The sequence below is a fragment of the Streptomyces sp. NPDC053542 genome, assembly GCF_044544685.1.
Taxonomy (GTDB): domain Bacteria; phylum Actinomycetota; class Actinomycetes; order Streptomycetales; family Streptomycetaceae; genus Streptomyces.
The window spans coordinates 54,026-71,845 of the sequence record NZ_JBITXL010000014.1; the positions used below are offsets into that span (position 1 = coordinate 54,026).

Annotated in this window: 18 protein-coding genes and 1 pseudogene; 12 read left to right on the forward strand and 7 right to left on the reverse strand. The window is 71.8% G+C overall.

Going from position 1 to position 17,820, the window contains the following annotated elements:
• Nucleotides 1-436 precede the first annotated feature (436 nt).
• The gene (locus ACIGXO_RS31900) at nucleotides 437-1,384 is read left to right on the forward strand and encodes a M28 family metallopeptidase (RefSeq protein WP_399793841.1); all 948 of its coding nucleotides are present in this window, start codon (nucleotides 437-439) and stop codon (nucleotides 1,382-1,384) included.
• Nucleotides 1,385-1,492: 108 nt separating this feature from the next.
• Here the strand turns inward: ACIGXO_RS31900 and ACIGXO_RS31905 are convergent, their stop codons facing one another.
• Complete coding sequence (locus ACIGXO_RS31905; RefSeq protein ID WP_399793843.1) at nucleotides 1,493-1,807, reverse strand: type II toxin-antitoxin system Phd/YefM family antitoxin; 315 nt, start codon at nucleotides 1,805-1,807, stop codon at nucleotides 1,493-1,495.
• 64 nt (nucleotides 1,808-1,871) lie between these two features.
• On the opposite strand from ACIGXO_RS31905, the gene ACIGXO_RS31910 reads away from it, so the two are divergent.
• The 4 genes from ACIGXO_RS31910 to ACIGXO_RS31925 all read left to right on the forward strand — a co-directional run bounded on the left by ACIGXO_RS31910 (nucleotide 1,872) and on the right by ACIGXO_RS31925 (nucleotide 4,626).
• The gene (locus ACIGXO_RS31910) at nucleotides 1,872-2,510 is read left to right on the forward strand and encodes an ATP-dependent Clp protease proteolytic subunit (RefSeq protein ID WP_399793845.1); all 639 of its coding nucleotides are present in this window, start codon (nucleotides 1,872-1,874) and stop codon (nucleotides 2,508-2,510) included.
• Between the two features lie 4 nt (nucleotides 2,511-2,514).
• The gene (locus ACIGXO_RS31915; protein WP_399793847.1) at nucleotides 2,515-2,826 is read left to right on the forward strand and encodes a hypothetical protein; all 312 of its coding nucleotides are present in this window, start codon (nucleotides 2,515-2,517) and stop codon (nucleotides 2,824-2,826) included.
• 530 nt (nucleotides 2,827-3,356) lie between these two features.
• Nucleotides 3,357-3,875 (forward strand): C40 family peptidase, encoded by a 519-nt coding sequence (locus ACIGXO_RS31920; protein ID WP_399793850.1) that lies wholly within the window; start codon nucleotides 3,357-3,359, stop codon nucleotides 3,873-3,875.
• Between the two features lie 112 nt (nucleotides 3,876-3,987).
• Complete coding sequence (locus tag ACIGXO_RS31925) at nucleotides 3,988-4,626, forward strand: GNAT family N-acetyltransferase (RefSeq protein WP_399794098.1); 639 nt, start codon at nucleotides 3,988-3,990, stop codon at nucleotides 4,624-4,626.
• 133 nt (nucleotides 4,627-4,759) lie between these two features.
• Here the strand turns inward: ACIGXO_RS31925 and ACIGXO_RS31930 are convergent, their stop codons facing one another.
• Nucleotides 4,760-5,227, reverse strand: coding sequence for an ATP-binding protein (locus tag ACIGXO_RS31930; RefSeq protein ID WP_399793852.1), 468 nt, complete (start codon nucleotides 5,225-5,227; stop codon nucleotides 4,760-4,762).
• 256 nt (nucleotides 5,228-5,483) lie between these two features.
• Between ACIGXO_RS31930 and ACIGXO_RS31935 the strand changes: the two genes are divergently transcribed.
• Together ACIGXO_RS31935 and ACIGXO_RS31940 are read left to right on the forward strand one after the other, a co-directional pair.
• A complete protein-coding gene (locus tag ACIGXO_RS31935; RefSeq protein WP_399793854.1) occupies nucleotides 5,484-6,356 on the forward strand; it encodes a helix-turn-helix domain-containing protein in 873 nt (290 codons plus the stop codon).
• 34 nt (nucleotides 6,357-6,390) lie between these two features.
• Nucleotides 6,391-6,627 (forward strand): DUF397 domain-containing protein, encoded by a 237-nt coding sequence (locus ACIGXO_RS31940; RefSeq protein WP_399793857.1) that lies wholly within the window; start codon nucleotides 6,391-6,393, stop codon nucleotides 6,625-6,627.
• Between the two features lie 60 nt (nucleotides 6,628-6,687).
• Here ACIGXO_RS31940 and ACIGXO_RS31945 read toward each other — a convergent pair whose 3' ends face one another.
• Entirely contained in the window at nucleotides 6,688-7,875 is a 1,188-nt protein-coding gene (locus ACIGXO_RS31945; RefSeq protein WP_399793859.1) for an 8-amino-7-oxononanoate synthase, read from the reverse strand.
• A 144-nt stretch (nucleotides 7,876-8,019) separates the two neighbouring features.
• Here ACIGXO_RS31945 and bioB point away from each other — a divergent pair, with 144 nt between their 5' ends.
• The 3 genes from bioB to bioD are packed head-to-tail and all read left to right on the forward strand — an operon-like array spanning nucleotide 8,020 to nucleotide 11,291.
• Entirely contained in the window at nucleotides 8,020-9,279 is a 1,260-nt protein-coding gene (bioB, locus tag ACIGXO_RS31950; protein ID WP_399793861.1) for a biotin synthase BioB, read from the forward strand.
• A complete protein-coding gene (locus ACIGXO_RS31955; RefSeq protein ID WP_399793863.1) occupies nucleotides 9,272-10,582 on the forward strand; it encodes an adenosylmethionine--8-amino-7-oxononanoate transaminase in 1,311 nt (436 codons plus the stop codon). The genes bioB and ACIGXO_RS31955 overlap by 8 nt, the downstream gene beginning before the upstream one ends.
• 16 nt (nucleotides 10,583-10,598) lie before the next feature.
• The gene (gene bioD / locus ACIGXO_RS31960; RefSeq protein ID WP_399793864.1) at nucleotides 10,599-11,291 is read left to right on the forward strand and encodes a dethiobiotin synthase; all 693 of its coding nucleotides are present in this window, start codon (nucleotides 10,599-10,601) and stop codon (nucleotides 11,289-11,291) included.
• Nucleotides 11,292-11,400: 109 nt separating this feature from the next.
• Here the strand turns inward: bioD and ACIGXO_RS31965 are convergent, their stop codons facing one another.
• Together ACIGXO_RS31965 and ACIGXO_RS31970 are read right to left on the reverse strand one after the other, a co-directional pair.
• Nucleotides 11,401-11,760 (reverse strand): MFS transporter, encoded by a 360-nt coding sequence (locus tag ACIGXO_RS31965; RefSeq protein WP_399793866.1) that lies wholly within the window; start codon nucleotides 11,758-11,760, stop codon nucleotides 11,401-11,403.
• Nucleotides 11,761-11,914: 154 nt separating this feature from the next.
• Nucleotides 11,915-12,304: a VOC family protein gene (locus tag ACIGXO_RS31970; protein ID WP_399793868.1), complete on the reverse strand. Its 390-nt coding sequence runs from the start codon at nucleotides 12,302-12,304 to the stop codon at nucleotides 11,915-11,917.
• A gap of 190 nt (nucleotides 12,305-12,494) precedes the next feature.
• Here ACIGXO_RS31970 and ACIGXO_RS31975 point away from each other — a divergent pair.
• Nucleotides 12,495-13,148, forward strand: a pseudogene (locus ACIGXO_RS31975) (class I SAM-dependent methyltransferase); the annotation flags it as partial.
• Nucleotides 13,149-14,279: 1,131 nt separating this feature from the next.
• Here ACIGXO_RS31975 and ACIGXO_RS31980 read toward each other — a convergent pair.
• Together ACIGXO_RS31980 and ACIGXO_RS31985 are read right to left on the reverse strand one after the other, a co-directional pair.
• Nucleotides 14,280-15,215, reverse strand: coding sequence for a LysR family transcriptional regulator (locus ACIGXO_RS31980; protein WP_399793870.1), 936 nt, complete (start codon nucleotides 15,213-15,215; stop codon nucleotides 14,280-14,282).
• A 49-nt stretch (nucleotides 15,216-15,264) separates the two neighbouring features.
• Nucleotides 15,265-16,698: a purine-cytosine permease family protein gene (locus tag ACIGXO_RS31985; protein ID WP_399793872.1), complete on the reverse strand. Its 1,434-nt coding sequence runs from the start codon at nucleotides 16,696-16,698 to the stop codon at nucleotides 15,265-15,267.
• Between the two features lie 149 nt (nucleotides 16,699-16,847).
• Here ACIGXO_RS31985 and ACIGXO_RS31990 point away from each other — a divergent pair, with 149 nt between their 5' ends.
• Nucleotides 16,848-17,756: a LysR family transcriptional regulator gene (locus ACIGXO_RS31990; RefSeq protein WP_399793874.1), complete on the forward strand. Its 909-nt coding sequence runs from the start codon at nucleotides 16,848-16,850 to the stop codon at nucleotides 17,754-17,756.
• Nucleotides 17,757-17,820: the final 64 nt, after the last annotated feature.

The window sequence follows — 17,820 nt, forward strand, 5'->3', positions numbered from 1 at the left end:
ATTCCACCTCACAATCATGCGCCCGGACCGCATCGGCCCAGGTCACGGGCGTGGACACACCCGCTAAGTAGATGTATCACACATTCAACAAAGGAAAAGCAAACTGATCTCCAGGTAAGTTCCATGAAATGGCGAGGACTTCGCAGGCTAGCTCCGCTCGATGTCGGCCGCGTTAACCCGGTGAATCCCTTGTTAAATCTGGGGAGCGGGCCCTTTGGTCGCGATTTCCGCCCATCCCGCACTTCGCTCGAAAGAGACAAAGCGCACCGGCGTCCCGCTCCCCGGAGCAACGTGTTCGCTATCCGCCCTTGACTGGCCACAGACAAGTCACGATGCTCATCTGCGCGCGCCCGCACGCCCCACGCGTCGCGGAAGCGCTCGCACGACACAACAACAAGCTCCGCACCAACCCCCCACACAGCATCGGAGCCACATCGTGACCCGTTCCGCACGCATACGCCGGGCGGCCCTGGCCGCCGGCGCCTGCACCGCCATCGCCGCCACGCTCTTCACGGCGGCCGGCGCCCAGGCCGACCCCGCCCCGCTCGCCGCGCCGGACATCCCGGTCTCCGCCGTCACGGCGGACCTGGACCAGCTGCAGTCCATCGCCGACGCCAACGGCGGCAACCGCGCCCACGGACAGCCCGGTTACAAGGCGTCCATCGACTACCTCAAGGACAAGCTGGACAAGGCCGGGTTCACCACCCAGGTCCAGGAGTTCGACCACAACGGCAGCAAGGGCTACAACCTCGTCGCCGACTGGCCCGGCGGCGACGAGAGCAAGACGGTCATGGCCGGCGCCCACCTGGACTCGGTCGACGAGGGGCCGGGCATCAACGACAACGGCTCCGGCTCGGCCGGCATCCTCGAAGTCGCCCTCGCGGTCGCCAAGGCGGACCTCAAGCCCGCCAAGCACCTGCGGTTCGGCTGGTGGGGCGCCGAGGAGTACGGCATGGTCGGCTCGCAGCACTACGTGTCGAGCCTCGCCGACGCGGACCGCGCGAAGTTCGACTCGTACCTCAACTTCGACATGATCGGCTCGCCCAACCCGGGCTACTTCGTCTACGACGACGACCCGCGCCTGGAGAAGGTCTTCAAGGACTGGTACGCCACGAAGGACATCGCCACCGAGATCGAGACCGAGGGCGACGGCCGCTCCGACCACGCCTCGTTCAAGGACGCGGGCATCCCCGTCGGCGGCCTCTTCTCCGGCGCCGACTACAAGAAGACCGCGGAACAGGCGAAGAACTGGGGCGGCACGGCGGGCAAGCCGTTCGACGCCTGCTACCACCAGTCCTGCGACACGACCAAGAACATCGACGAGAAGGCGCTGGACACGAACACGGACGCCATCGCCCACGCGGTCTGGGAGCTCAGCTCGTAAGACTCAGCTGAGTAAAACTCAGCTCGTGAAACTCAGCTCTCCAGGGGGCAGCTCCTGACGCCCCCTCATCCGAGAGTTCAGCCTGCGGGCTGAGCCCGCATCAGCTCATCAGCTCTCGTGGCCCGGTCGCCGATCCCCGGCGGCCGGGCCGCGGTGCTCGGCGGCGATACCGAACCGGCGGCGTTCGCCCGCAGCGGACTGCGGCAGCTGCCGTACCGAGGAGACCGTACTGATGACCTCCTCCTCGGCGGCCGCCTCCGCCCGGTCCAGCTCTTCGAGCCGTCGCAGGTCAGCAGCGGACACCAGGGCCACCAACGGCTTGCCGTGGCGCGTGACGACCACCCGCTCGGAGCCGTAGACAACGCGGTTGATCAGATCCGCCAGCTCCGCCCGGGCTTGCGTCACCGGAATCTCGTAGGTCATGCTCCCCATTCTAACGGGATGTACGTCCTGTACATTTTTTACAACGGAACAGAGGAGCAGCCTCATGCGCGAAGCCACGGCCCGCTATGTCCTCCCGGAGTTCACCGAGCGCACGACAGAAGGCACCCGGACGCTCGATCCGTACTCCAAGCTGCTCGCCGAGCGCATCGTCTTCCTCGGCACCCCGATCGACGACACCGCGGCCAACGACGTCATGGCCCAGCTGATCCACCTCGAACACGCGTCGCCCGAGCAGGCCATCTCGCTCTACATCAACTCCCCCGGCGGCTCGTTCACCGCGATGACCGCGATCTACGACACGATGCAGTTCGTCACCAGCCCCATCGAGACGGTCTGCCTCGGCCAGGCCGCCTCCGCCGCGGCCGTGCTGCTCGCCGCCGGCCACCCCGGGCGCCGGCTCGCGCTGCCCGGCGCCCGCGTCCTCATCCACCAGCCGTCCTTCAGCGATCCGGTCGAGGGCCAGATCTCCGACCTCGCCCTGCAGGCCCAGGAGATGCTGCGCACCCGCGACCTGCTGGAGGAGCTGCTCGCCCGGCACACCGGGCAGCCCCGCGAACGGATCAGCGCCGACATCGAGCGCGACAAGATCCTCAACGCCGAGGAGGCACTGGCGTACGGGCTGATCGACGGGCTCACCCGCGGCCGCAAGACGTCCTCCTCCGCGGCTCCCGGCGCGAGGTGAGGTGATGGCCCTGCCTCCCGAACTGCCGCCGCTGCCCGCGCTGACCCGGGCCGAGGGCGCGGTCATCGACAGTTACCTCCAGGTCCTGGACCTATTGGGACGGATCAATCCGGCCCGCGGCGAGGGCACGTACCGGGGCCTGCGCGCCGCGCAGGCGCTGGTCGGCCAGGCGGTGGCGCTGCGGGACGCGCTGGCGCTGATGCACGAGCGCGGCGAGACCGAGCTGCACGCCCAGACGCTCAGCCGCGCGCTGCGGGTCCTGGACGGTGAGCGGAGGGCCGGTCTCGTCGCCGTGCCGCCGCCTGATGAGGAATGACGGGACGATTCCGTTCCCCGGGGGCACGGGGTCCGATCGGGCTACCGCCGATGGGGTACTCCTGGGCCCGCTTGCGGTGGCGTACGACTTGCGCACTCCGTCGACGTGTCGCGTTGCGGGCGGTACGACGGTGCCGGTGCGGGGGTGCGTACGAGGTGCGGGCCGCTCGACGGACCGCGCCTGTCCACCCGAACGGATCAGCCGTGACCACCCTCACACAAGGCATGTTCCGCAACTGAACCGCCCCGGCGCTGCGTCACGATCCCTCCGACGACAAGCCCCCGCCGCAGCGGCGGGGCGGTCCGGGCGGACGCCGAATCCTGCCGCCGTGCCCGGGCGCCTGGTCGATACGCGTGGACCGGCAGGAGCGGAGGACCCGAGCACGACGGGGCCGCGGCCGTGGTACTGGCCGGGCGGTCCCTTGGGGTGAAGCCATTGCCGCCCTTGGGTGGCGGTACATCCGGCCGGGCATCTTCGCCTGCCCGAACCCGACAGGTCTTCCTTCGCAGGCGGCTGACGAAGGAGTGCGCATGACTGCGCGCGTTGATCTTCCTGTTCGTGGTGTTGCCGCGCCGGGCCTCCTGGCCCGTGCCGGGGTGGTGTCGGCCCTCGGGCTGGCGCTGCTTGTTCCCGGCAGCGCGGGGGACGCCTCGGCGGCGTCCGCCTCCGGTACGACCTCCGCCGTGACGGCGGCGGCCTCGGGCTCCGGCAAGACGGCCCTGCGGGTCGCGGCGTCGAAGAAGGGGGCGCCGTACGCGTGGGGGGCCGAGGGGCCACACCGGTTCGACTGCTCAGGGCTCACGCAGTACGCGTTCAAGCGCGCGGGGAAGCGGCTGCCGCGCACGGCGGATTCCCAGTACCGCCACGTGCGGCACATCAAGGCGTCCTCGCGCAAACGCGGTGACCTGGTCTTCTTCCACTCGGGGCGGTACGTGTACCACGTCGGCATCTACGCCGGGAAGGGCCGCATGTGGCACGCGCCCAAGCCGGGTGCCTCGGTACGCAAGGAACGGATCTGGACCAAGCGCGTCTGGTACGGACGGGCGTGATGCGGAGCTGACGCAGAGGTGAGAGTCGAGGGGGCGGGGCCGGCGGCCCCGCCCCTCGTTCGGCCCGCGCCCGCGCCACGGCCGGACGATCAGCCGCTAACTTACGGGCGTGATCGAAGACTTGGCCAAGACCCTGACCGCCGCCGCCCGCGGCGACTTCCCGCCCGCCGACGGGTCGGTGAGCGTGCTGCCTCCGGTCTCGGAGCGCGACTGGGGCGTCCTCTCCTTCTCCGGGTGCGCCGTCGTGTTCGCCGACGTCACGGCCGCGTGGGTACACGCCCGGATCGCCCCGGGCGATCTCGCCGGGCCGCTCAGTCCCTCGTTCCTCGGCGCGCTCGCCGCCCGGACGGGCCGGGAGATCGAGAACGTCGATCTGCTCACGGTCGCCGGGCCGCTGCCGGGTCCGCCCCCGGTGGCGCTGCGTGAGACGCGGGACCCGGCGCATCCCCGTATCGCGCGGGCGCTGTGCCACCGCGACGACGTGCGGGCGTGGACGGCCGACGAGGAAGGCTCCGCCGTCGTGATCGGCCGCGGTGTCGCCGGCCGGTGGGAGGTGGCCTTCGAAGTGGCGGAGGCGGCGCGCGGGCGGGGGCTCGGGCGGCGTCTTGCCGCGGCGGGCCGGCATCTCGTGCCGCCGGGCGAGCCGGTGTGGGCGCAGGTGGCGCCGGCGAACGCGGCGAGTGTGCGGGCGCTGCTCGCCGCCGGGTTCGTCCCTGTGGGGGCCGAGGCGCTGCTGAGGCGGGGCCAGTAGGGAGAGATCGGGGGCGGCCCGCAACCGCGGCATGTGCCGGGCGAATGGTCTCGGCCGCGTTCGGGGCCGGGCGGGAGCGGGCGGTCCGCTTCCGCGGGCGGTCAGGTGCCGGCCTCCGCGGTCCGGCGGGCGGTCAGGTGCCGGCCGTCCGGGGTGTCGCGGGTGGTACCGGGACCGGCCACGGGAGGGCGATCCAGACGGTCTTGCCGCCGCTCTCGGTCGGTTCGACGGTGATCTTTCCGCCGGATTCCGCCGCGAGGGAGCGGATGATGACCATGCCGCGGCCGTTGTCCTGCTGGACCGCGGCCGGCAGCCGGCGCGGCATCCGGGGATGGCCGTCCGTGACGCCGATGCGCAGGACTTCGTGACGGTCGAGGTGGACGTCGACCGTGAAGGTCGGGGACTGCCCCGAGGTGTGCACCACGGCGTTGGTGGCCAGCTCGGAGACGATGAGCCGGACGGAGTCGAGCAGTTCGGCGCGCCCCGTGCCGGCCGGCGCGCCGTCCCATTCCGTGAGAACTCCCGTAACGTATCTGCGCGCCGTGGGTACGGACTCGGGCGCGCTCGGCAGGGTCAGTGATGCTTCCTGGTGATCCGCCATCGCCACGCCGTCCCTTTCCCACCCGAGGCCGTCTCCTCGCTGGACAGCGACATGATCGGGTCCGAAAATCGGTCCCTTGCCGCTGCTTTGCGCCAGACTGCCACTCATGCTGCCCCTGCCGTGAGCCATCCACCAAGATATGCATATATCTGTCGCCCGAAGCGGTGAACTCTGCTACGCGAGACCGTATTTGGGCGGCACACTGACGCATCGGTGTCAGTTATGACGAATCGCGGTACGTCCGTGAGGAGGGTTCATGCACCACGGTCCCGCAGTGCGCCGCCGCAAGCTCGGTGCGGAGTTGAGGCGACGTCGGAATCTGGCCGGGCTCACGAGCGGCGAGGCCGCCCGTCTTGTGGGCTGGCATCAGTCGAAGGTGAGCCGGATAGAGACCGGCCGGAGCGGAGTGCGTCCGGCCGACGTGGAACGGCTGCTGGACGCCTATGACGTGCGCGACGAGGAGTCCCGTGCGCTGCTGGCCGCGCTGTGCGGCCAGGACGCGGGCGGCGGCAGCGGCGGGGACGCCGGGCGCGGCTGGTGGCACACCTACCGCGACCTGCTGCCGCCCCAGTACCGGGACTTCATCAGCCTGGAGGCCGGCGCTTCGCACGCGCGAACGCTGGAGACGACTGTCGTGCCGGGGCTGCTGCAGACCCCGGACTACGCGCGGGCCGTCACGCGGGCCGCGCTGGCGGACCTGCCGCAGAGCAGAATCGATGCGCTTGTCGATGTGCGCATAGCGCGGCAGAGCGTTCTGGAGGGAGACCCTCCGCTGAAACTTTCAGCCGTGTTGGACGAGGCGGTACTACGCCGTCCGGCGGGTGGTCCAGAGGTGATGAAAGCCCAATTGCGGCATCTCCTGAAGGTCATGGAACTGCCGCATGTGCGGCTGCAGGTGCTGCCGTTCACTGCCGGGGTCCACATCGGCATCACCGGCCCTTTCGTTATCTTCTCCTTTCCGCTCATTGCTGACTTGGATGTGGTGGTTCTCGACCATTTGACGAGTAGCCTCTATCTCGAACGCAAAGAGGACCTCAGGGCGTACAGCGATGCATTCGACACGCTGCGGGGGCACGCCCTCTCATGCGAGGAATCATCGGCTTTGATTGCCCGGGCCGCAGACGGCTGACAGCCTGGCCCGGGCGCGTTGAGGAGGCTCCAACATGACGGCATCGCCGCGGTACGTACCCGCCAGCACGGCCCTTGCGGGCGCGCGCTGGGTGCGCAGCACGCGCAGCACGGGAATGAACAACTGCGTCGAGACCGCCCGGGTCAACGGTGAAACTCTCGCCGTGCGCGACTCGAAGGACATTTCGGGACCCGCGTTGCTGTTCGCGGTCCCCGCATGGCGGGCTTTTGTCGACGCCCTGCACACCGGTCGGCCCGTAAAGGAGGGCTGATCCAGCCTTTCCCGGGAGCGGTTCAAGAATAAAATTCCGAGCCCGTTCCCGGGAATTCGGTCAAGCGGTCGGTGCGGTCGAAAGAATCGCGCCGACCGCTTCGTCGATCTGCCGGTCGGTCAGATCCCCGCGGGCGGTGAGCCGGAGCCGCGAAATACCGTCGGGAACGGACGGCGGACGGAAACAGCCGACCCGCAGACCCGCCGTACGGCAGTCGGCCGCCCACTGCACGGCCGCCTCGGGCGAGGGCGCCCGTACGGAGACCACCGCGGCGTCCGGAAGGACGGCGGACAGGCCCCCCGCCGTCAGGCGGCGGTGGAGTTCGCGGGCCACGGCACGGGCCCGGTCCGCGCGCCGCGGCTCGCGGCGCAGCAGCCGGAGCGCGGCGAGCGCGCCCCCGGCGGCGGCCGGCGCCAGCCCGGTGTCGAAGATGAACGTACGGGCCGTGTTGACCAGGTGCTCGATGACCTTCGCCGGGCCCAGTACCGCACCGCCCTGACTGCCCAGGGACTTGGAGAGCGTCATGGTGGCGACCACGTCCCGGTCCCCCGCCAGGCCCGCCGCGTGCAGCGCGCCGCGGCCGCCCTCACCCAGTACGCCCAGTCCGTGCGCGTCGTCCACCAGCAGCGCGGCGCCGTGCGCGCGGCAGGCGGTGGCGTACCCGGCCAGCGGCGCCGCGTCGCCGTCCACCGAGAAGACCGAGTCGGAGACGACCACGGCCCGCCCCTCGTAGTCGGGTTCGGCGTGGGCCGCGTCCAGGGCCTTGTGCACGGCTTCGGGGTCGCCGTGCGGGACGACGGCCGTACGGGCGCGGGAGAGACGGCAGCCGTCGATGAGCGAGGCGTGGTTGCCGGCGTCGGAGACGACCAGGGAGCCGTGCCCGGTGAGCGCGGTGACGGCGGCGAGGTTGGCCGCGTAGCCCGAAGAGAGGACGAGTGCGGCCTCGAAACCACAGTATTCGGCCAGTTCGGTTTCGAGCTGCGCGTGCAGTTCGGTGGTGCCGGTGACCAGCCGGGAGCCGGTCGCCCCCGCACCCCAGCGGTGCGCGGCGGCCGCGGCGGCCCGGGTGACCTCGGGGTGCCGGGCGAGACCCAGGTAGTCGTTGCTCGCCAGGTCCAGGAGGTCGGAGTCGGCCGGGCGCGGGTTCAGCGTCCGTACGAGCCCGGCCGCGCGGCGCCGTTCGCGCGCCGCGTCGATCCAGGCGAAGGGGTCGTTACCGGACAGGTCGGCGGCGGGCTCGGCAGGCATCGGCTTCCTCGGGTTTGTCGGCTGTCGATAGACGTTAGCGGTCGTTACGCCCGCCCACGGTGTGGCGATACACACACCCCCAACCAGCGGCGTTGTGGGAATCCTCCTTGGCCCCGGGCGGTGCCGTAGGACAGGATCTTCGCCATGGACCTGCTGAACGCTCTGGTGGAGAAGGGTCTGCGGCGCGAGTCGCCGACCCGCGAAGAGGCACTCGCCGTACTGGCGACATCCGATGACGAGCTGCTCGACGTCGTAGCGGCGGCGGGCAAGGTCCGCCGCCAGTGGTTCGGGCGGCGGGTGAAGCTGAACTATCTGGTCAACCTCAAGTCGGGCCTGTGCCCGGAGGACTGCTCCTACTGCTCCCAGCGGCTCGGCTCCAAGGCCGAGATCCTCAAGTACACCTGGCTCAAGCCCGACGAGGCGTCCAAGGCGGCCGCCGCCGGCGTCGCGGGCGGCGCCAAGCGGGTGTGCCTGGTGGCCAGCGGCCGCGGCCCCACGGACAAGGACGTGGACCGCGTCTCGCAGACGATTTCGGCCATCAAGGAGCAGAACGAGGGCGTGGAGGTGTGCGCCTGTCTGGGGCTGCTCTCCGACGGCCAGGCGTCCCGGCTGAAGGACGCGGGCGCCGACGCCTACAACCACAACCTCAACACGTCCGAGGCGACGTACGGCAAGATCACCACGACGCACACCTACGAGGACCGCGTCTCCACCGTCCAGCAGGCCCAGGCGGCCGGCATGTCCGCCTGCTCCGGCCTGATCGCGGGCATGGGCGAGACGGATGAGGACCTGGTGGACGTGGTCTTCTCGCTGCGCGAGCTGGACCCCGACTCCGTACCGGTCAACTTCCTGATCCCCTTCGAGGGCACCCCGCTGGCCAAGGAGTGGAACCTCACCCCGCAGCGCGCCCTGCGCATCCTGGCCATGGTCCGCTTCGTCTGCCCCGACGTCGAGGTCCGCCTCGCCGGCGGCCGCGAAGTACACCTGCGCACGCTCCAGCCCCTCGCGCTGCACCTGGCCAACTCCATCTTCCTCGGCGACTACCTGACCAGCGAGGGCCAGGCCGGCAAGGACGACCTCGCGATGATCGCGGACGCCGGGTTCGAGGTGGAGGGCGCGGGCACCACGACGCTGCCCGCGCACCGCGCCGACGCGCTGGCCGCCGCGGCCGGCGGCTGCGGCAGCCACGCCGAGGAGACCGCGGGCGGCGGCTGCGGCGGCCACGGTGACGGTGGCGGCTGCGGGCCGTGCGGTGACGGCGGTGCCGAGGCCGAGCCGGCCGCCGAGCCCGAGCCGGTCGCCGCCGGTGCGGTGGCCGAGGCGCCGGATGCCGACGGTGTCCGTACGGACCTGGTCGCGGTGCGCCGCCGCGGCGCCGGCACCGACCTGCCGCCCAATGCCTGAGTCCGAGCCCATGCACGTGCACGACCTGCTGGCCCTGGACCGCCAGCATGTGTGGCACCCGTACGGCCCGATGCCCGGCAAGGACGACCCGCTGGTCATCGAGTCGGCGGCCGGGGTCCGGCTGCGGACCGCCGAGCCCGTCCAGGGCCACACCGAGCTGGTCGACGGCATGTCGTCCTGGTGGTCGGCGATCCACGGCTACAACCACCCGGTACTGAACGAGGCCGCGCGCGGCCAGCTGGACCGGATGAGCCATGTGATGTTCGGCGGGCTCACCCATGAGCCCGCCGTCCGGCTGGCCCAGCGGCTCGCCGGCATCGCGCCGGGCGACCTGGAGCACGTCTTCCTGTGCGACTCCGGGTCCGTCTCGGTCGAGGTCGCGGCCAAGATGTGCCTGCAGTACTGGCGGTCGCTCGGCCGCCCGGCCAAGCAGCGGCTGCTGACCTGGCGCGGCGGGTACCACGGCGACACCTGGCAGCCGATGTCGGTGTGCGACCCGGACGGCGGCATGCACGAGCTGTGGTCCGGGGTGCTGACCCGGCAGGTGTTCGCCGACGCGCCGCCCGGCGGGTTCGACGCACCGGTGGACGAGGCGTACGCGGACCACCTGCGGGACATGATCGGCCGGCACGCCGACGAACTGGCCGCGGTCATCGTGGAGCCGGTCGTCCAGGGCGCGGGCGGCATGCGCTTCCACTCCCCCGCGTACCTGCGGGTACTGCGCGAGGCGTGCGACGCGCACGACGTGCTGCTCGTCTTCGACGAGATCGCCACCGGCTTCGGCCGGACCGGCGAACTCTTCGCGGCCGGACACGCGGGCGTCGTGCCGGACGTGATGTGCGTCGGCAAGGCGCTGACCGGCGGCTATCTGACCATGGCGGCGACGCTGTGCACGCCGCGGGTGGCGGACGGGATCTCCCGGGGCGAGGTGCCGGTGCTCGCGCACGGGCCGACCTTCATGGCCAACCCGCTGGCCGCCGCGGTGGCGAACGCCTCGCTGGAGGTACTGCTGACGCAGGACTGGCGCCAGGAGATCAAGCGGATCGAATCCGGCCTGCGGGACGGACTGGAACAAGCTCGCACGATCCCGGCCGTTCAGGACGTACGCGTACTGGGCGCCATCGGCGTCGTCCAGCTCGACCACCCGATCGACATGACGGCCGCGACCCGGGCCGCGGTCGGCGAGGGCGTGTGGCTGCGCCCGTTCCGCGACCTGATCTACACGATGCCGCCGTACATCACCGGCGACGAGGACATCGCCCGTATCTGCGCCGCGGTGTGCGCCGCCGCGCGCGAGGGCTGAGGAGGAGCGCGTAGGTATGTCGGTGCTGTTCATCACGGGCACGGGCACGGAGATCGGCAAGACGGTCACCACCGCCGCGATCGCCGCCGCCGAGCTGACCGCCGGCCGGTCGGTCGCGGTGCTCAAGCCCGCGCAGACCGGTGTGGCGGCGGACGAGCCGGGGGACGTCGCGGAGGTCGCGCGGCTCGCCGGCTCCGGCGTCACCACCGCCGAACTCGCCCGGTACCCCGAGCCGCTGGCACCCGCGACCGCGGCGCGGCGGGCCGGGCTGCCGCCGGTACGCCCGTACGAGATCGCCGAGGCGGCGGGCAAGCTGGCCACCGAGCACGACGTGGTGCTGGTGGAGGGCGCGGGCGGGCTGCTGGTCCGCTTCGACGAGACCGGCGCGACGCTGGCCGACGCGGCGAAGGCGCTCGGCGCGCCGATGCTGATGGTCGCGCAGGCGGGGCTCGGCACGCTCAACGCCACGGCGCTGACGGCGCTGGCGCTGCGTACGGCGGGGATCGAGACGCCCGGCGTCGTCATCGGCAGCTGGCCCGCCGAGCCGGATCTGGCGTCGCGCTGCAACATCGAGGATCTGCCGGAGGCGGCGGGGGCGCCGCTGTTGGGGCTCGTACCGGCCGGGTCCGGGGCGTTGCCACCGGCCCGTTTCCGGGCGCAGGCGCGGTCTTGGCTGGCGCCGCGGCTCGGGGGTACGTGGGGCCTGTGACGGCCGCGCCGGGGTGTTCGGGGGCGCTGCCCCCCGGACCCCCGGTCCTCAATCTCCCCCAGCTACCGCTGGGAGGTGCCCCCAGGACGGGCTGGATTTTGCGCAGCCCTCAGTCCAGCTCCGCACCCTTCCGCTCCGGAATCAGCAGCATCGCGGCCATGTCGAGCACATAGACGACGGCGAGCAGACCGATCGCCTTCTGGAAGCCGTACGAGGTGGCGACCAGGGCAACCACCAGCGGGGCCAGGCCGCCGATGCCGCGGCCGACGTTGAAGAGGACGTTCTGCGCGGTGGCGCGCGCGTGCGTCGGGTACAGCTCGGCGATGAGCGCGCCGTAGCCGCCGGTCATGCCGTTCACGAACGCGCCCATGACCGCGCCGCCGATGAGGAGTGCGGTGGGCGTTTCGAGCGTGGCGTAGGCGAGGACCGTGAGGAGTGTGGTGGAGGTGGGGGTGGGGGCCTCGATCACCGGGCTCTCCCGGATGGGGAGAGGGAGGGGCCCTGCCAGAAACCACGAACTACGCTCTCCCTGGCCGAGTCGCCATTCTAAGACACCGTTCCCTTCGCGCCGGTGATGGCTGGGGCCGCACCCCGGGCCGGGGTGCGGCGCTCGGCGCATGTGTTTACGAGGGCCGGCCGCCGTACGGCACGGTGATCAGCTCCATGGCGTGGCCCGCCGGGTCCATGAAGTACACCCCGCGGCCGCCGTCGTTGTGGTTGATCGCGCCGGGCTGCTGCCGGTGCGGGTCGGCATAGTGCTCGATGCCGCGCTCGCTGATCCGCGCGTACGCCGCGTCGAACTCCTCCTCGGAGATCAGGAAGGCGTAGTGTTGCATGGCGATGTGGTCCGCGGGGATCGTGGCGAAGTCCAGCGTGACGCCGTTGCTCAGGCCGACCGCGATGAACGGGCCCCACTCCGCGGTGATCTCAAGGCCCAGCAGGTCCGCGAAGAACTGGGCGGACTCCCGGTTGTCCCGGGCGTGGACGATCGTGTGGTTCAACTCGACTGACAAGGAATGCCTCCGAAGGCACCTCCCGACACCTCCATGCCTCACCCGGCCGGTGACCGACACGCGATGTCCCGGCAGATCCTAGTCGCTGCCGGGCCAGGAGACCGTCCTGTACCGACCCGGCGACGAGTGGGCCGCTCGGCGGCACAATCGGAGGCGGGAGTTGCCGTCGGGTCGTACGGGAAGGCGAGACATGTCGCTGCGCAACAGAGGACACCGGACCGTCGTGCACCATCCGCTCTTCGCCCGGGCCTATGCGCGGCTCGGGCCGCTCGCCGACGAGCGCGCCGGTGTGCGGCCGTTGCGGCGCGAGCTGCTGGCGGGGCTGTCCGGGCGGGTCATCGAGATCGGGGCGGGCGGCGGGCTGAACTTCGCACACTATCCGGGGGCGGTCTCGGAGGTGGTGGCGATCGAGCCGGAGGCGGTGCTGCGGCAGGCGGCGCGTACGGAGGCGGTGCGGGCCGAGGTGCCGGTGGACGTGGTGCCGGGGGTCGCCGAGGCGCTGCCGGTGAAGAGTGAGGCGTTCGACGCGGCGGTGGTGGCGCTGGTGTTGTGTTCGGTACGCGATGTGGCGCGGGCGCTGGCGGAGTTGCGTCGGGTGCTGCGGCCGGGTGCCGAGCTGCGGTTCCTGGAGCATGTACGGGCCGAGGGGCGTGGGCTGCGCGCGGTGCAGCGGGCGGCGGACCGTACGGTGTGGCCGCTGCTGAACGGGGGCTGTCACACGGGGCGGGACACGGTGGCGGCGCTGCACGCCGCTGGGTTCGCGGTCGAGTCGTACCGGCGGCTGCGGGTGCCGCCGCGCGGTGTCACCCTGCCGACCTCGCCGATGGTGCTGGGCACGGCGCGGGGGGGGGGGGGGGGGGGGGGGGGGGGGGGGGGGGGGCGGGCGCGCGCGCCCGCGGCCGCCCCCCGGGGGGGGGGGGGGGGGGGGGGGGGGGGGCCCCGGGGCGCCCCCCCCCCGCCCCGGGGGGGGGGGGGGGGGGGCGGGGGCCGGCCCGGGGGGGGCGGGGGGGGCGCCCCCCCCCCCCCCCCCCCCCCCCGGCCGCGTCCGCGGTCTGCTGTCTCCGGGCGCCGGCCGCGTCCGCAGTGTGCTGTTCCCGGGCGCCGGCCGCGTCCGCCGAGGGGTCAGCGGTGCTCGCCCGCCACGCCGGTGCTCCGCGCCGGGACGCTTCGTACGCTCGCGCACGGCACCTGTGACCGCAGGTGCTTGCTGCCGCGCTGTACTGCCAGTGCGTCGGTGGCACGGACTCTCGCGACCGAGCCGCGCTGGAAGACCAGCACGACGGCCGGCGCCCCCACCGCCCGCACATCCGCTCTAACGGACTGGACTTGCCGCCAACGGCCCTGAATGAGCACCAGGTCGCCCTGCCTCACCTGCAGCGCCCTCACCGCACCATCACAGCCCACATTTCTCTGCCCACCCCATCTGTCGTGGCGGGACCACTCGGTGCGCCCCCTCCCCAGGGGCGGACTTCGGTCCTGCCGTGATTGGTCCGGTAACTCTGGCGGCTCGTTCGCTTCTGCGCATACTCCGATCCGGTCACATTGCCGACCCTTGGGTATACGCGCGTTGCGTGACCATATGCGTTTGCTCATGCGGGGTGGGCGGCCGGTTGACGGGGCCTCAGGTGGCACTGGGTGTCACACACCCTCCGAGCAGCGGCTGCGCTCCGTCCGGCCAGCGAAAAGTGCAATATTGCATCCGAACGAGGGGGTGCATGGATGCATGTGTACGCGGGCGCGCGCCCCTGTGATGGCAGTGCGTGCCACCCTGATCACAACCCGCTACGAGCCGGTCACCGGCCTGCTGACCTCGGCCGGTGCGCAGCCGCCGCGGAACCCTCGCGAACCGCTCCGCGCGCGGCACTTGGGCTGATCACGGGCCGTACGGGCGCATACGGCCGTCGGAGGCGGAAGGCACCGGGTGACGGCCGGATAAGGGCGGTACGTGGCGCACGACACTGTCTCCGACCGGCCGTTACTCGTCCGTACCGGGGGTTCCGGGGCCGGGCAACTCCCCTGGCCAGTGACGCAGTTCACGCAGAAGAGTGAGGAAGGCACGTTCCGCCGGGGAGAGCAGGCGGTCCCTGCGGTGCACGAGGCTGACCGGCCGGGGCTCCGGCGCGGGCACGACGGGCAGTACGGCGAGCCGGCCGGCCCGTACGTCCTCCCCCACCGCGTGCTCGGAGATCAGCGCGAGGCCCAGCCCGGCGGCCACGCACTGCTTCACCGCCTCCGGCCCCCAGATGTCCGCGCGCGGCACGTCCTCCAGCGCCCAGTCGGCCAGCACCTGTTCCTGCAGGCTGCGGGTCTGCGAGCCCGGCTCGCGGAGCAGGAACCGCGCCCCGGCCAGTTCGGCGGGCGTCACCTCGGCGGCGCCCGCGAGCCGGTGGCCGGGGGCCGCGACCAGTACCAGCCGCTCGTCCAGCACGGTTTCCACGACGAGCCGGTCGCCGTGCGGGCTGCCGGCCACCACGGCGATGCCGATGGCGCCGCCCAGCAGCTGTTCCTGCACCGCCTCGCCGTTGCCCACGAAGATGTCGCACTCGATGGCGGGGTGCCGCTCCCGGTACCGGGCCAGCAGCGCGGGCAGCAGGTAGGTGCCGACGGTGGTCGAGCCGCCGACCAGCAGCCGGCCGGTGGCCAGCCCGCTGACCTGCTGCACGGCCGCGACCGCCTCCTCGGCGAGCAGGAAGACCCGCTTGCCGTACTCGGCGAGCACCTCGCCCTCGGCGGTCGGCCGGGCGCGAGTCCCGGAGCGGTCCACGAGCGTGACGCGCAGCGACTGTTCGAGCTTGCGCACCTGGTTGGAGACCGAGGGCTGGCTCATGTAGAGCTTCTGCGCGGCGGCGGAGAAGCCCTGGTGCTCGACGACCTGCATGAAGATCCACAGCCGGTGGAGGTTGAGTTCCATGGCACCCCAAGGGCTTCCGCGTACCGAAGATCACCTGGCCGCGCGCAGCCTAGCTCTCCGGCTGCCCGCCGGACAGGGCCACGACCGAACCGTCCGTACCGGCCGGGTCCGCGGCCCTCTCCCCCGCGCCCTGCCGCGCGCGGGCCCACAGGTAGTAGAGCGGTGCGGTGACGGCCAGGCCGACCAGCCAGGAGAGGTCGGCGCCGCCGAGGTGCGCGGCGAGCGGGCCGGTGTAGAGGTCGGTGGCGAGGAAGGGGATCTGGACGACGATGCCGAGGGCGTACGAGCCGAGCGCGACCGGGTTGAAGCGCCCGTAGCGGCCGCCGTCCGGGGCGAAGAGGGCGTCGAAGTCGTAGCGGCCGCGGTGCAGCAGATAGAAGTCGATGAGGTTGATCGCGGTCCAGGGGACGAGGACGACCAGCAGGACGAGGACGAGATTGACGAAGTGGGCGACGAAGTCGCGGGAGAGGCCGAGGGCGATGAGCAGGGACGTGGCCAGGACGAGTGCGGAGACCGCGCCGCGGGCCGCGACGCGCGGCTGCCAGCGGGCCCGGAAGGTCTGCCCGATGGTGATCATCGAGAGGACCGCGCCGTAGAGGTTGAGCGCGTTGTGGTTGATGACGCTGAAGAGGAAGAGCAGGAGGAGTACGGGGCCGAAGGCGCCGGCCGCGTCGTGGAATCCGGCGACCGCGTCCGGGTCGGGGCTGACCAGCGCGACGACCGTACCGGCGAGGAAGGGCAGCGCGGAGCCGAGGCAGGAGCCCCAGTAGGTGGCCCAGAAGGTGCTCGCGGTGCGGACCGTGCGCGGCAGGTAGCGCGAGTAGTCCGAGACGTACGGGGCGAACGCCAGCTGCCACAGGGCGCTGAGCGAGACGGTGGCGAGCCAGCCGGCGAAGGTGAAGGAGCCGCGGGTGAGGAAGTCGCCGGGCAGGCCGCGGGCGACGACCATCGCGAGGCCGGCGAGGATGCCGAGGCCGAGGACGACGGTGGCGATCTTGTTGAGGTGGTGGATCAGGCGGTAGCCGATCAGGCAGATGGCCGCCGAGCCGGCCGCGCCCAGCAGGATTCCCGCGTCGACCGGGACGGCGGGCGCGAGGCCGTGCAGGGACTTGCCCGCCAGGACGATGTTGGAGGCGAAGAACCCCACGTACATCGCGGCGGCCACGACCACGATGAGCAGCGCGCCCACCGAGCCGAACTGGGCCCGGCTCTGGATCATCTGCGGCACGCCGAGCTGCGGCCCCTGCGCCGAGTGCAGCGCCATGAAGACGCCGCCGACGAGCTGGCCGACGACGATGGCGAGGACCGCGGAGACGAAGGACTGGTGGAACACCTGGACCCCCATCGCGCCGGTGACCAGCGGCAACGGCGCGATGTTGGTCCCGAACCACATGGTGAACAGGTCGCGGACCCGGCCGTGCCGTTCGGTTTCGGGGACGTGGTCGATGGTGTGCTGTTCGAGCGCTTCCGATGGTTCGGGCACGGGCGTCTCCTCGCCTCACGTGTGGTGGCAGGGAGTCTCGGCGAGCCCTGTTGATCCGGTCAATCAGAGAAATCCGCGCTCCTGCATCTGATGAACCGATGCAGCGGGGATGGCAGGATCCCGTCATCACGACGCACAGGAGCTGCCCCATGCCCAAGGACGCGAACTTCACCCTCGTACAGCTGCGGTACTTCCTGGCCGCGGCGGAGCTCGGCAGCATGACCGCGGCCGCCCAGCGGATCAATGTCTCGCAGTCGGCGATCTCGACCGCGGTGACCCACCTGGAGCGGGAGCTGGGGGTGCAGCTGCTGATCCGGCGGCATGCGAAGGGCCTGTCGCTGACCCGGGCCGGCGAGCGCTTCCTGCACGAGCTGCGCGGCTTCCTCACGCACGCCGAGGACCTGACGGAGACGGCCCGCAGTTTGGGGACGGAGCTGGTGGGCGAGCTGGCGGTGGGCTGCTTCCAGACGCTGGCGCCGTTCTGTCTGCCGCGGCTGCTGCGGGAGTTCGGGCAGGCGCACCCGGCGGTGCGGGTGCAGGTCACCGAGGGCGACATCCGGGCGGTGCAGGACGACCTGCGCGGCGGTGCCTGCGAGCTGGCGCTCCTGTACGACCTGGGGCTGGACCCGGACATCGAGCGGGAGGTGCTGGCGGTGGCGCCGCCGTACGCGCTGGTGCCGCCGGACCATCCGCTGGCGGGAGCGGGTGCGGTTCGGCTGGCGGAGCTGGCGGCGGAGCCGATGATCCTGCTGGATCTGCCGCTGAGCCGGGACTACTTCCGCTCGCTGTTCCTGAAGGCGGGCGTGGAACCGAGGGTGCGGCATCGCAGTACGAGTTACGAGACGGTGCGCGCGATGGTGGCGGCCGGGCACGGCTTCGCGATCCTCAACCAGCGGCCGGTGCACGACGCGACGTACGACGGCGGGCGGGCGGTGGCGCTGCGGCTGACCGATCCGCTGCCCGCCCTGCCGGTGGTACTGGCCCGGCTCGCGGGCATCCGCCCGACGGCGCGCGCCCAGGCGTTCGCGGCCGTCTGCCGGACGGCGCTGGGGGCTTGACCTGCCCACCCTTCCTGCCCGCTTGACCTGCCCACTTGGCCTGCCGGAGTCCCTGCATCTGTAA